The organism is Massilia sp. 01N410, assembly GCF_056399665.1.
In genome coordinates this window covers 52215-65603 of the sequence record NZ_JBFTRV010000014.1, presented here as the reverse complement: position 1 = coordinate 65603, position 13389 = coordinate 52215, and the positions used below count along the sequence as shown (strand labels likewise).

The 13389-nt window shown below is 66.9% G+C and carries 11 protein-coding genes; 1 reads left to right on the top strand and 10 read right to left on the bottom strand.

The annotated features are described in order from the left end of the window. Positions 1 to 42 precede the first annotated feature (42 nt). Positions 43 to 2280 carry a RelA/SpoT family protein gene (locus AC1DOP_RS18450; protein ID WP_477252654.1) on the top strand — a complete coding sequence of 746 codons (2238 nt, stop codon included), beginning with the start codon at positions 43 to 45 and terminating at the stop codon, positions 2278 to 2280. Positions 2281 to 2310: 30 nt separating this feature from the next. On the opposite strand, the gene AC1DOP_RS18445 is transcribed toward AC1DOP_RS18450, so the two are convergent. From AC1DOP_RS18445 to AC1DOP_RS18400, 10 genes are all read right to left on the bottom strand, one after another. Further along, positions 2311 to 2676 (bottom strand): VOC family protein, encoded by a 366-nt coding sequence (locus AC1DOP_RS18445; protein ID WP_477252651.1) that lies wholly within the window; start codon positions 2674 to 2676, stop codon positions 2311 to 2313. A 71-nt stretch (positions 2677 to 2747) separates the two neighbouring features. Continuing rightward, entirely contained in the window at positions 2748 to 3545 is a 798-nt protein-coding gene (locus AC1DOP_RS18440; protein ID WP_442122392.1) for a prohibitin family protein, read from the bottom strand. Between the two features lie 126 nt (positions 3546 to 3671). Then, positions 3672 to 6386, bottom strand: coding sequence for an ATP-binding protein (locus AC1DOP_RS18435; protein WP_477252649.1), 2715 nt, complete (start codon positions 6384 to 6386; stop codon positions 3672 to 3674). 112 nt (positions 6387 to 6498) lie between these two features. Beyond that, positions 6499 to 8082: a methyl-accepting chemotaxis protein gene (locus AC1DOP_RS18430; RefSeq protein ID WP_442122390.1), complete on the bottom strand. Its 1584-nt coding sequence runs from the start codon at positions 8080 to 8082 to the stop codon at positions 6499 to 6501. Positions 8083 to 8198: 116 nt separating this feature from the next. Next, complete coding sequence (locus tag AC1DOP_RS18425) at positions 8199 to 8501, bottom strand: hypothetical protein (RefSeq protein WP_442122389.1); 303 nt, start codon at positions 8499 to 8501, stop codon at positions 8199 to 8201. Positions 8502 to 8510: 9 nt separating this feature from the next. Continuing rightward, on the bottom strand, positions 8511 to 9305 hold the full coding sequence (locus AC1DOP_RS18420) for a DUF6597 domain-containing transcriptional factor (RefSeq protein WP_477252646.1): 795 nt from the start codon (positions 9303 to 9305) through the stop codon (positions 8511 to 8513). Positions 9306 to 9338: 33 nt separating this feature from the next. Continuing rightward, entirely contained in the window at positions 9339 to 10076 is a 738-nt protein-coding gene (locus tag AC1DOP_RS18415) for a hypothetical protein (RefSeq protein ID WP_442122387.1), read from the bottom strand. A 19-nt stretch (positions 10077 to 10095) separates the two neighbouring features. After that, positions 10096 to 10461 (bottom strand): hypothetical protein, encoded by a 366-nt coding sequence (locus AC1DOP_RS18410; protein ID WP_442122386.1) that lies wholly within the window; start codon positions 10459 to 10461, stop codon positions 10096 to 10098. Next, positions 10448 to 12295: a carbamoyltransferase family protein gene (locus AC1DOP_RS18405; RefSeq protein WP_442122385.1), complete on the bottom strand. Its 1848-nt coding sequence runs from the start codon at positions 12293 to 12295 to the stop codon at positions 10448 to 10450. The genes AC1DOP_RS18410 and AC1DOP_RS18405 overlap by 14 nt, the downstream gene beginning before the upstream one ends. Continuing rightward, positions 12292 to 13329 (bottom strand): SGNH/GDSL hydrolase family protein, encoded by a 1038-nt coding sequence (locus tag AC1DOP_RS18400; RefSeq protein WP_477252643.1) that lies wholly within the window; start codon positions 13327 to 13329, stop codon positions 12292 to 12294. Before AC1DOP_RS18400 ends, AC1DOP_RS18405 begins: the two co-directional genes overlap by 4 nt. Between the last annotated feature and the right edge of the window lie 60 nt (positions 13330 to 13389).

Below are 13389 nucleotides of genomic sequence, written 5' to 3'. Positions count from 1 at the left end.
TTCTGATATGCTGTTCTCCACAGCGGCCGATTTTCTTCGAGTATGACTTTGTCTCCACCGGATTCCATCCACTCAGGCACCACCAAAGGCCGGCCCAGCCGGCCTGCAAAGCCACAGGAAGCCGAACCGGCGCCTGCTCCTGGCGTCGCGTCGATCAGCCACCTGGCCAGCAAGCTGGCCGAATACCTCACGCCCGCCGAACTCAAGAAGGTCAAGGAAGCCTACCGCTTCTCCGACGAGATGCACCTCGGCCAGGTGCGCAAGTCGGGCGAACCCTATATCTCCCATCCGATCGCCGTCGCCGAGATCTGCGCCGACTGGAAGCTCGACGCCCAGGCCATCATGGCCGCGCTGCTGCACGACGTGATCGAGGACCAGGACGTCAAGAAGGAAGAGCTGCTCGAGCGCTTCGGCCCGCAGGTGGCGAACCTGGTCGACGGCCTGTCCAAGCTGGAGAAGATCGAATTCCAGAGCGTGGTCGAGGCCCAGGCCGAAAACTTCCGCAAGATGCTGCTGGCCATGGCATCCGACGTGCGCGTCATCCTGATCAAGCTGGCCGACCGCCTGCACAATATGCGCACGCTGGGCGTGATGGCGCCCGCGAAGAAGCGCCGCATCGCCGGCGAGACCATGGAAGTCTACGTGCCGATCGCGCACCGGCTCGGCCTGAACGACATCTACCGCGAGCTGCAGGACCTGTCGTTCTCGCACCTGTACCCGCTGCGCTACCGCACCCTGGCCAAGGCGATCAAGGCCGCGCGCGGCAACCGCCGCGAAGTGGTCAAGAAGATCCTCGACGCCGTCAAGAACCAGCTCGCCGCCGCCGGCATCCATGCCGAAGTCTACGGCCGCGAGAAGACCCTGTTCGGCATCTATAAAAAGATGCGCAACAAGCACCTGTCGTTCTCGCAGGTGCTGGACGTGTACGGCTTCCGCGTGGTCGTCGACACCGTGCCGAACTGTTATGTGGCGCTCGGCACCCTGCATGCCCTGTACAAGCCGATGCCCGGCAAGTTCAAGGACTACATCGCGATCCGCAAGATCAACGGCTACCAGTCGCTGCATACCACCCTGATCGGCCCCTACGGCACCCCGGTCGAATTCCAGATCCGCACCCAGGAAATGCACCGCACCGCGGAAAGCGGCGTGGCGGCGCACTGGCTGTACAAGACCGGCGACCAGAACATGTCGGACCTGCAGCAGCGTACCCACGTCTGGCTGCAGTCGCTGCTCGACATCCAGCAGCAGACCGGCGACTCGGCCGAGTTCCTCGAGCACGTCAAGGTCGACCTGTTCCCGGATTCGGTCTACGTGTTCACGCCGAAGTCGAAGATCATCGCCCTGCCCCGCGGCGCGACCCCGCTCGACTTCGCCTACTCGATCCACACCGGCATCGGCGACCACACCGTGTCCGTCAAGATCAACCACGAGCCGGCCCAGCTGCGCACCGAGCTGCACAATGGCGACATCGTCGAGATCGAGACCGACCCGAACTCGCGCCCGAGCCCGACCTGGCTCTCTTTTGTGCGCACCGGCAAGGCGCGCTCGGCGATCCGCCACTACCTGCGCACCATCAACCTGAACGAATCGGTGGAACTGGGCCAGGAACTGCTGTCGCAGGCACTGGGCCAGCTGGGCATCCGCGGCGAAATCCAGCAAACCACGATCGAGAAGCTGCTGTCCGAATCCTCGGCCAAGTCGATGGAGGAGCTGTACGCCGACATCGGCATCGGCAAGCGCATGCCGGCGCTGGTGGCGCGCCACATCTTCGGCCTGATGGACAATCCGGTCGACACGGTGCCCACCCAGCCGAGCAGTTCGCCGGAACTGGATCCGGTCACGATCTACGGCAGCGAAGGCGTGTCGGTGCAGCTGGCGCCCTGCTGCCTGCCGATCCCGGGCGACCAGATTATCGGCCAGCTGCGCCGCGACCAGGGCCTGGTGGTCCACACCGGCGATTGCTCGCAGGCCAAGCGCCTGCGCAACAAGGAGCCGGACCGCTGGATCGCGGTCCAGTGGGGCACGGAGCTGAACCGCCGCTTCGACTGCCGCATCCGCCTGCTGATCAACAACGAGAAGGGCATCCTCGCCCGGGTCGCCGCCGAGATCGGCGAGTCCGACGCCAACATCACCTATGTGGGCATGGACGAGGACGACGAACACATGATGACCCAGCTGCGCTTCACCATCCAGGTGAAGGACCGCGTGCACCTGGCCCACCTGATCCGCAACCTGCGGCGCGTGGCCGGCGTGAACCGGGTCGAGCGCGAGCGGACCTGATTTGCGCGTGGGCTCGGAGAGCCCGCGCGCTCAACGCACGGCCGCCAGATCGAACACGGGGTTGTAGATCAATCCCAGCACATTCCCGAACGGGTCTTCCAGCTCGCCCACCTTGATCCCCTCCCCGACCTCCTGGATGGCTTCGTGCACGGTCGCACCCAGCCCGAGGATGCGCGCGAACTCGGCCTCGATGTCGTCCACGCCCCAGTACACCACCGAGCCCGCCGTGCCCGGCGTCCCGTCCGGCACCAGGCCGAGTTCGAAGCCGCCGATGGCGAAGCCGACGTAGAAAGGCTGGTCGAAATAAGGTGCGCTGCCGAACACCTCCGTGAACCAGGCCTTGGCCTTGCCGAGGTCGGACACCGGGTACTTCACGGTACGTAATCCCTTGATCATATTCGTCTCCTTGAATGGCAAAGCGGCATCATGCCCGACGCCGCCCGCCGTGTATTGGAAAAATGGAAGCTTTACTTGGCCGGGCTCACATTGATGAAGGGGATGGCGCCGCCGGCCACGTTGGGCAGCTTGCCGTCCCACTTCTCGATGGCCTGGCGCTGGTTCTCCATCTCGCGCAGGCGGATCAGTTCCGGCGTCACCTGCTGGCGCTGCACGGCCAGCGATTCGGCCTCGGCCCTGGCCTGGGCCACGCGCTGCTTGGCTTCGACCTCGATGCGCTGCAGGTCGCGTTCCGCCTTCAGCTTGAGCTGCTCGGCCGTGGTCTTGGCTTCGATCGCCTCGTTGAAGGAGCGCGAGAAGTTGAAGTTCACGATCGAGAACTCGTCCACGACGATGCCGTGGCGCGCCAGGCGCTCGCGCAGCTGGGTCACGATCTGGTCGCGCACGTCGGTGCGCTTGGCGATCAGCTCCTCGGCCGTGAAGCGCGCGGTGACGGCCTTCACGGCTTCCTGCACCGATGGGATGATGATGCGCGTGCCCGGCTCGTTGCCGAGGTCGCGGAACACCGTCACGGCGGCTTCCGGCTTGACGTGGTAGTTCAGGGCCACGCGGGTGTGCACGGTCTGCAGGTCGCGCGAAGCGGCATCGCCGTCGCCCTCGCCCTTCTGGATCGAGACGTTGACCAGGTTGAGCTTCTGCGCCAGCGGCACGCGGAAGTGGATGCCCTCGCTCAGCACCTCGCTGCTCGGGCTGCCGAAGGTCGTCATCACGCCGCGGTGACCCGCCGGCACGGTGCCGAAGGGCGCCAGCGCCACCAGCAGGATCAGCACGATCACAAACCCCAAGGCCTTCAACGGAAAGCTTCGCATTTCGATGTCCCTTTCTGAATTGTTCTGACGAACTATTTATGAACTGCCAACAAAGTGTATAGCGGCAGAAGCGATAAGAACATCAGGAAATTCGGATGTTGAAGTTCAGGAAATTCGAAGCCGGCCTCAAGCTCGCTCCCGGTTTGTCTTCAAGGCGGCGCGCTGCAAGATCGCCGCCAGGCGTTCCAGGTCGACCGGCTTGATCAGGTGTTCGTCGAAGCCGGCCAGCAGCGATTCCGTGCGGTCTTCCTTGCGGCCGCGGCCCGTCAGGGCGATCAGGTAGGGCCTGGGATGGACGCGCGCAAGCTGGCGCGCGAGCTCGAGTCCGTCGACGTGGGGCATGCCGAGGTCGAGAATCAGGATGTCCGCCGGGCGCTCGCCGAACATCCTCAATGCCTGCTCGCCATCGTAGGCCACCGTCACCTCCGCGCCGCGGGCACGCAGCAGCATGGCCAGGGACTCGGCGGCGTCCACGTTATCGTCGGCCACGAGGACGCTGGCCTCGAGCTTCGCCGCCGGTTCGCAGCCGGCGGCCGGCGGCTGCGCATCCCGATGGCGGCTGGCCAGCGGCAGGCACAGGGTGAAGGTGGAGCCGCGATCCTTGCCCTCGCTGGCCGCGGTGAGCGTGCCGCCATGCAGTTCGGCCAGGCCGCGGGCGAGCGACAGGCCGATGCCCAATCCTCCCTGGGCCAGGTGACGCGCGCTGCCCACCTGGACGAAGGCCTCGAACACCTGGGAAAGCATGTCCGGCTCGATGCCGATGCCATTGTCGCTGACGGTGAACATGCAGTGCGCATCCGCTTTCTCGAGCCGCACCTCGATCCGGCCGCCCGCGGGCGTGTACTTTGCCGCGTTGTTCAACAGGTTCGACATGAGCTGGGCGATCCGGACCGGATCGGCAAGCACCCACACGGGTTCGTCCGGCAAAGCGATGTCGACGCGATGGCGCCCGGCCTCGATGAGCGGCATGCTGACCTGGAGCGCTTCGTGCACCAGGCCGGTCAGGTCGATGGTCTCCTTCCGCAATTGAATCTTGCCGCGGCCGATACGCGACACATCGAGCAGATCGTCGAGCAGGCGGCCCATGCGGGCGCTCTGGCGGCTGATCATCGCCGCGAGCCATTCGACGCGCTCCCGGTCCGCATGCTGGCTCACGAGCAGCGAGGCCGCGTTGGCGATCGGCGCCAGCGGGTTGCGCAACTCATGGGCGAGGGTGGCGATGAAGACGTCCTTGCGCGCATCCGCCTCGGTCAACTGGGCCATCGCCTGCTTGCGTTCCGTGATGTCGAGCGCGAGCGAGAAGACCGCGTCGATCCTGCCCTGCTCGTCGCGCAGCGCCGAATTGTGCCATTCGCATTGCACGACCGTGCCGTCGCGCCGGATATTCCGGTTTTCGCTCTTGATGTAGGCGGCCTCGTCGGTGACGAGCGCAGCCATGATCCCGTCGACGATGTGGAGATCGTCGGGATGGATGAGCTGGAGGGCATCGATCGGTTTGCCGATCACCTCGGAGGCGGGCCAGCCGAACAGTTCCTCGGCGCGCTTGCTCCAGCGCCGCACGATGCGGTCGCCGCCCCACTCGATGGCGGCCAGCGGCGTGTTTTCCAACAGGGCGTGCAGGCGCTCGAGATATTCCCACTGGGCCCGTTCGGCCTCGATCCGCTCGGTCACGTCGTTCACGACGACCACCCTGGCGGCCAGGCTTCCTTCGCTGGTGTAGATCGGCGCGCCGCTGACCGAGAAGACCCGGCGGTCTCCCGCGGCCACGCGTTCCACGATCTCGTCTTCGAAGGGGCCTTGCCCGGCCGCGCGGTCGGCCTGCGCGACGACCATGTCCATGATCCCGGACCGGCCGCCGTCGATCAGCGCCTTGCCGCGTGCGTTGACGACGGCCTGGCGCTCGTCGCCGTCGAAGACGAACACCCCTTCGGGCAGCTGGTGCAGGACGGCCGCCAGCAATTCGTTGGACTTTTCGCGCACCCGCGATTCGATCATGTCGTCGAAGGCCGCTCGCAGGCGCACGTGGATGCTGAGGTTTTCGGCGCCGAGAACGCCGAGCAGGAACAGGGACCCCAGCAGGCTGCCCAGCCTGCCGACATAGAGGCCGAGATCGAAGGACTGGTTGTCGAAGGAGGCCGCCAGCGCGATGTCGTACACCCAGGTCAGCATGACCACGCTCAGCCACAGGTCGAGCAGGGTGCGCGGCCGCTTTTGCAGCACGGCGGCCAGGGCCAGTATCGACACCGCCAGCACGATTCCGATGCCGGCAAAATAGGTCCCGCCGGCACGGCGGTTCGCGGCGAGCGAAGCGACGAGCGGGTCCGGCCCGATGGCGAATCCGATGACGACGATGAGCAGGGTGCATAACGACAGCACTGCCTGGCGCCTGCGCTGGCGGCGTGACGGTTCGCCGCTCGCGAAGGCGTAGCCGAGCACGCAGGCCGAGAAGATCCCATGCCATGCGAGGTAGAGCCAGTCGTTGGCCTGCCGGCTGCTGATCGACTGGAACAGACTGATGAATTCGGGGAACAGCAGCGTGTAGGCGCAGGCCGCAACCGAGGAGAACAGGTAGCCGAACGCGAGGATGGCCAGGGCCGCTGAGCGGCGCAGCTGCATCTGGCCGATCAGCATCAGGCCGGTGAGCAGGCCGGTGATGGCCAGCCCGGCGCTCTGGATCTCGACGATGCCCAGGGCCGGGCTGACCGGCGCTTCGGCAACGCCAAGGACGGCGACGTAGGCGGCGACACCCGCGAGCAGGGTCAGGAGGACGAAGCGCGACTGGCTCCTGCTTGGGGCGCGGCTGGCAAGCTCGATCAGCTCCGGGTGGGTGCGGAAGGACACGTGTGTTCCAATGTGGTTGACGGCACGTTGAGTAGAGACCGGTCGCGCCGGTCTCACAATCCTACAGCAGTTTCTTCAAAGTCCAGCTAACGCCCGCAGGCCCAGGCACCCGCTAGGCGGTCAACAGCATGGCGCCGCGCTGCGGTGCCTGATGGTGCTCGAGCTGGAACACCGCGACCGCATCCGTCAGGGACCTGGCCTGTTCCTGCAGCGAGGACGAGGCCGCGGCCGCTTCCTCGACCAGGGCGGCATTCTGCTGCGTCACCTGGTCCATCTGCAGCACGGCGCGGTTGATCTGCTCGATGCCCTCGCTCTGCTCCTGGCTGGCGGTCACGATCTCCGACATGATGCTGGTCACGCGCGCCACGCTCGCCACCACCTCGCTCATGGTGGCGCCGGCCTTGTCGACCAGTTCGGTGCCGGTATCGACATTCGCCACCGAAGCCGTGATCAGTTCCTTGATCTCCCTGGCGGCGGCCGCCGAGCGCTGGGCCAGGTTGCGCACTTCGCCGGCGACGACCGCGAAGCCGCGGCCCTGCTCGCCGGCGCGCGCCGCCTCGACGGCCGCGTTCAGCGCCAGGATATTCGTCTGGAAGGCGATACCGTCGATCACGCCGATGATGTCGACGATGCGCCTGGACGAATCGCTGATGGTGCCCATGGTGTCCACCACCTGGGCCACCAGCTGGCCGCCGCGCAGCGCCACTTCGGATGCCGACACCACCAGCTGGTTCGCCTGGCGTGCGTTGTCGGCATTATGGCGCACCGTCGACGTCAGTTCTTCCAGCGAGGACGCTGTTTCCTCCAGGCTGCTGGCCTGCTCCTCGGTGCGGCCCGACAGGTGCAGGTTGCCGGAAGCGATCTCGCTGCTGGCGCCGGCGATGAAACTGCTGCTGTCGCGCACGCTGCGCACGGTGCGGGCCAGCTGGCCCTGCATCTTCGCCAGGCCCGCCAGCAGCTTGCCCATCTCGTCCTCGCGCTCGATGACCACGCTGGTGGCCAGGTCGCCTTCGGCCATCGCATGGAAGTGCCGCAGCGCCTGGTCCAGCGGGCCCATGATCGCGCGCACCAGCGACACCGACGAGACCACGATCAGCAGGGCGCCGATCACGATGCCGGCAATCGACGTGTACATCACCTTGTCGGCCAGGTGCACGCCGCTTTCGTAATGGCTCTTCGCTTCCCTGATCTGGTACTGGTCCAGCTTGCCTGCAGCGTCATTGAAATCGGTGTAGAGGTTCAGGAGCCGGTTGTTCAGGGCATCGATCGCCGCGGCATCCTGTTTTTTCACCGCGTCCGCCAGCGCCAGCAAGCCTTCCCTGACATAGACGTCGCGCCTGGCGACGACGTCGCGCGCCAGTACGCTTTCCTCCGCGTCCTGAGGCAGGGCCATGTAGGCGGCCCAGGACTTGTCGGAATCGGCCAGGAAAGCCGCGACGCGCTCCAGCGTCTTGCCGACTTCCGGATCCTCGGGATGCAGGGCGGCGCGGTCGATGGCGAAACGGGCGCGGGACAGGAAATTCTTCGAATCGTTGACCGAGATGCTCGACACCAGCTGGTTCGAATACACGTCTTCCAGCGAGGACTCGAGGGAGCGCATGCCGAAAACGCCCAGCAGGCCGAATGCCAGGATGATCAGTCCAAGGAAGGCCATCGTCGCGATGAGGCGGGTGCGTATCGTGAGCTTGTTGAACATTTTATGACCTCAACAAAAGAGTGCCAAAGGGAAACCAGACACGAGTCCCTACTATACGATTTCCTCCGGGAAAAATTTGTTAATCCAGGTAAAGATTGTGGTTTTTGGTGAGATTTTCACATTCCGAGGCTGCTGCGCAACCAATCCCGTCCACGCGCATCCAGCGCCTTGTCGATGACCTCGGCCGGCAGGCTGTACACGGTGGCCCAGGTGGCGCGGCCGTCCGCCGCATTCGACGGAAAGCTGGTGGTCTCGATCGGCCAATGGTATTTGCGTTTCAGGGAACGGACGATGGCGGCGAGCGTCACGCGTCCGCGCAGGGGCTCGGCGCCGGCCTGGTCGGTATTCGACAGCAGGATCGCGAGGACCTGGCCGCGCGCCGTGCGCGGGCCGGGAAAAGTGGGGGTTTTCTTGGGCATGCCGGCATTCTAGCCGGCCCGGCCCGTCCGCGGCCGCGCGAAGTCCTGCGGCGTCTCCCCGGCAAACTGCTGGAACTCGTGGATCAGGTGCGACTGGTCATAGTAGCCGCACTCCCCCGCCAGCCCGGCCCAGTCGATGGCGCCCGCGCCGCTGCCCGCTTCGGCACGCAGGGCGGCGCTGGCGCGCCGGAAGCGGCACACCATGGCGAAGGTCTTGGCGTTCAGGCCGACCCGCTCGCGGAACTGCTGGGCCAGGTGCTGGCGCGAGACGCCCAGCGTGCCCGCCAGCTCCTCGATGCGCAGGGCGCCGCCGGCACGCTCGATCTGCCCGACGGCCGCGCGTACCAGGCGGCCGGCGCGATCCGGGCCGCCATCCGGGGCGCGGCCCAGGCGCGCCAGCAGCGCACGCTCGATGACCGCCAGGCGCTGCTCAGCGCTCGATGCGCGATCCCACAAGGCTGCCGCCAGCGCCTCCGCCTCATGGCGCGGCCACAGCTCGGACAAGGCCGGATGCCCGTCCTGCAGGGCGTGCAGCGGCAGGTCGAAAACGGCGCGCGCGGCGCCCGGCAGGAAGCGCACCGCCACCGTCAGCACCGGCTGCGTCACCTCGACCCGGTGCGGGCGCGACATCATCCCGGCGACGAAGCCGAGCGGCGTGCCGTCCTGCCACAGGATGTCGATGCAGTTGTCCGGCAGCACGCGGTGGCGCACCGGCGCGCCGCTCGGCGCCGCGTGGCTGGTCCACAGGCAGGCGACGTGGCCTGCGAGAAGCGGATGGGGCGGATATTCGCGGTACAGGTGCATGCCCCGAGTATAGTGCGGCTTATCAGGAAAATACTACACGGGGAAAGTACAGCGGAACCCCACGTAGGGCCGCTGCGCTCCCGGTTTCTCGTCGATTACCGTGAAGAGCCCCGCTCCTTCCTGCGACGACCAGGCGCCGCCCCGCGCCAGCGCCCGCCCCCACCAGCAGCGTCCGGCCTTCGGCCACCAGCCCAGTCCCCGCTCCCAGCGCCTGCCGGGCGCCCCCGACACGGTAGGCGAGGTCTCGGCGAAGCCGCGCGCCACGATGCCATCCGGGTTGCCCTGCACGTCGTCGAACACCCAACTGAAGGCATTGCCCGCGGCATCGTGGATGCGCTCGCCGGTCGACAGGACGTGCCAGCGCCGCTCGCGCGCATCGGGAGAGCACACGCAAGGCGGCTGGGCGCAGCCGAAGCCGGCCAGGTGCAGGCCCCGGTACAACTCGCCTGCCCCGGCCTCGCCGCCGCTCCAGTTCGCGTCCTGGCGCGCCAGGTCATGCGCGATGGCCAGGGCCTGCAGTTCGGTCAGCAGGCCAAGCCCAGCCTCCGCACAGGCGCGCTGCGCCGCGTGATAGCTGACGTTCACCCACGGCGGCGCATCCTCGCGCAGCAGGACCTGGCCGTCGGGCCCGCACGCCGCCAGCCAGCGCGCGACGGCGAAGGCCGGCACCGTGATGCCGCATGGGAGGACGGTCTCCGGCACCACGACGAAGCCCGGCGGGCACGCGAGACCGGCCGCCACCGCAGCGACTTCCGCATCGGCGTTCTTCATGCTCGGCCACCATGCCCGGCTAGAACATCTGGTAGATATAGGGCGACAGCTCGGCCTCGGGCCGCGCCTGCACGTAGAGGGCGTGCAGCGCCGCCGCCGTCTCGGCCGCCAGCGGCGCCTGCGCCGCCAGTGCCGGCCGCCCCGCCGCCAGCCAGCAGGCCGCCAGGCGCTGCCCGAACTCGCCGGCATCGAGACAGGACGCGGACAGGAAATCCTCACGCGCCATCGCCGGCCGACCGCGCTGGATGTAATAGCTGGGCAGCTGCGGGTCCGGTCCCATCGGGAATGGCGCCTGCCCCCTGGCCGGCGGCGCGGCGCCCGCGGTCAGGGCGTCGAACAGGGCCGCCGTGGCCGCACCCAGTACCGCATCGTCAATCGAGCTCATAGGTCTTTCTCCAGTCTTCGTCGTCGGGCAGAGGCGCCTGTTCCGAACGCCACAGCAGCACGTCTTCCAGCACCAGCAGGTCCATCTCGGTACGCATGAAGCAGCGGTAGGCATCCTGTGGACTGCACACGATCGGCTCGCCGCGCACATTGAACGAGGTGTTCACCAGCAGCGGGCAGCCGGTCAGGCGCTCGAAGGCTTCGATCAGGGCGCGGAATTCCGGATGGCTGTCGCGGTCGACGGTCTGGATCCGCGCCGAATAGTCGACGTGGGTGATGGCCGGCACGTCGCTGCGCGGCTGGTTGATCAGCGCCATCATGTCGTCGTCGCCGCCCTCGAAGGCGCTGGTATCCATCGGCCGGCGCCGGTCCTCGCGCACCGCCGCCACCGTCAGCATGTAGGGGCTGTCGCCGTCGTAGTCGAAATAGTCGGCGCACTTTTCCCGCAGGACGGCCGGCGCGAACGGGCGGAACGACTCGCGGTACTTGATCTTCAGGTTCATCGTGGCCTGGGTACGCGGGTTGCGCGGATCGCCCAGGATCGAGCGAGCGCCCAGCGAGCGCGGGCCGAATTCCATCCGCCCCGACAGCCAGCCGACGATCTTGCCTGCGGCCAGCGCCTGGGCCACCAGCCCCAGCCTTTCGTCGCGGTCCGCGATGCGGTGATAGCGGTAGCCCTTGCGGTCGAGGAAGGCGAGGATCTCCGCACTCGAATAGCGCGGCCCCAGGTAGCTGCCGCGCTGGGCGTCGCCGGCCCCGGCCGGACGCGCGCGCGGCGCCTCGAAGTAGCCGTGGTGCGCCATCAGCGCCGCGCCGAGGGCGCCGCCGGCATCGCCCGCCGCCGGCTGGATCCAGATGCCGTCGAACAGCCCGGCCTTCGCCAGCTTGCCGTTGGCGACGCAGTTGAGCGCCACGCCGCCGGCCAGGACCAGGTTCTTTTCGCCGGTGAGGCGGCGCAGGTGGCGCGCGGTCCTGAGGACGATGTCCTCGGTCACTTGCTGGATGCTGGCCGCCAGGTCCATCTCGCGCCGCGTGATCTGCGACTCGGGCGCGCGCGCCGGACCGTCGAACAGCTCCGCGAAGCGCGGCCCGGCCATCGCCATGCCGTCGATATAGCCGAACCAGGCCATGTCGAGCCGGTAGGAGCCGTCCGGGCGGATGTCGATCAGGTGGTCGCGGATGCGGTCGGCGTATTTCGGACGGCCGTAGGGCGCCAGTCCCATCAGCTTGTATTCGCCGGAATTGACCTTGAAGCCGCAGAAGCTGGTGAAGGCGCTGTACAGCAGGCCCAGCGAGTGCGGGTAGTCGATTTCGGCGAACAGCTCGAGCCTGCGCCCATGTCCCAGGCCGAGGCTGGTGGTGGCCCATTCGCCGACGCCGTCGATGGTCAGCACCGCGGCGCTGTCGAAGGGCGAAGGGTAGAAGGCGCTGGCGGCATGCGCCATGTGATGTTCGGTGAACAGCACCCGCCCTTCCCGTCCGAGCGTGCCGAGCGCGCGCTGCACGTGCTCGTTGACCCAGATCTTGTCGCCCAGCAGATTGCCGGCGGCCTGGGCGAACAGCCTGCGTCCGTCCGGCCCGCCCGCGCAGGCGTTCTGCACCACACGGTCGAAGGTCAGCAGCGGATTGTCGTAGAACACGATCGCGTCGAGATCGACGGCATCGACGAAGCCTTCCTCGAGACAGTAGTTGATGGCGTTGACGGGAAACGAAGGGTCGTGCTTCCTGCGCGTGAAGCGCTCTTCCTGCGCGGCCGCGACGATCACGCCGTCGCGCACCAGCGCCGCCGCCGCGTCGTGGTAGTAGCCGGCAATGCCCAGGATGGTCGCGCTCATGCGAGCTCCCGCAGCTCAGCCGCCGGCAAAGGGCTCGGCCTTTGCGCCAGCATACCGGCCAGCACGGGTTCGAGCGAGCGCGCCAGCGCTTCGTGTCCGGCCGGCGTGAAATGGATGTCCTTTTCCCAGCGCAGGCGGCGCCGCTCGGCCGGGGCAATGCGCAGCAGCCCGGGCAAAGGATCGTGCAGCGCACAGCCCAGGTCGGCCGCCAGTTCGGCGAAGCGGGCCTGGTAAGGCGCGGCGTCGCAGGTCTGGTCGAGGTGCTGCGGGAGGGGAATCGGCAGCAGCAGCACCGGCTTGCCGAGTGCACCGATCCACTGCGCGAGGATGGCCCGCATCAGCAGCCAGGCCGGGCTCGACGGCGAATCGTAATGCGGCAGCGGCTGGTACTGGGTAAGCTTCTGCACCACGTCGCGCACGCCGAGAGCCGTGACCATCCTGCGCAACGCCATGAAGCGTCCGCCCTGGTCGACCGCAGCGGCCTGCTCGGGGCTCAACCCGGCTTCGTCAAAGGGTTCGCGGCGCGGCGGCACCTGGCAAAGCCGCAGCTCGCCGTCTTCGAGCTGGAAATAGGGTTTGGCGTAAATGCGCTCGCGGCCGTGCTCGTCGTGGTGAGGCCGGAAACGGGCATTGACGCGCCGGATGTTTTCGACGAATACCGCAATCACGACGAGGTCGTGTTCGATGTCCTGGGCGAATTCACGCCAGATCAGATATTGCTGGTCGGTACCCGTGGAAGACAGGCCGAAATTGAATAATTCGACCGGGCCGGCCTCGCTGGCGGATAAATATGTCTCCAGCAATTCCGTATAACGCCGGCGGTTCGGCACGGCATCGCCGGCCGTGAAGGAATCGCCGAACACAAGCACGCGCCGATGTCCCGGCCTACGTTCCTGCACAAATTCTTTATCGGAGCGGAAGCCTAGTCCGTTGACTTGCATCAGGTAACCGCCGCCTTCGTGCGGGATACGAACCCGCAGGCCGGGAATGTAGCGATAGCCGATGACTGGATGGTATTCGTAAAACTGTCTCATCATTTCCCCTGTTTTAGACCACGGAAATGATGATGATTTATTTGCTTATGAGGCTTTTAA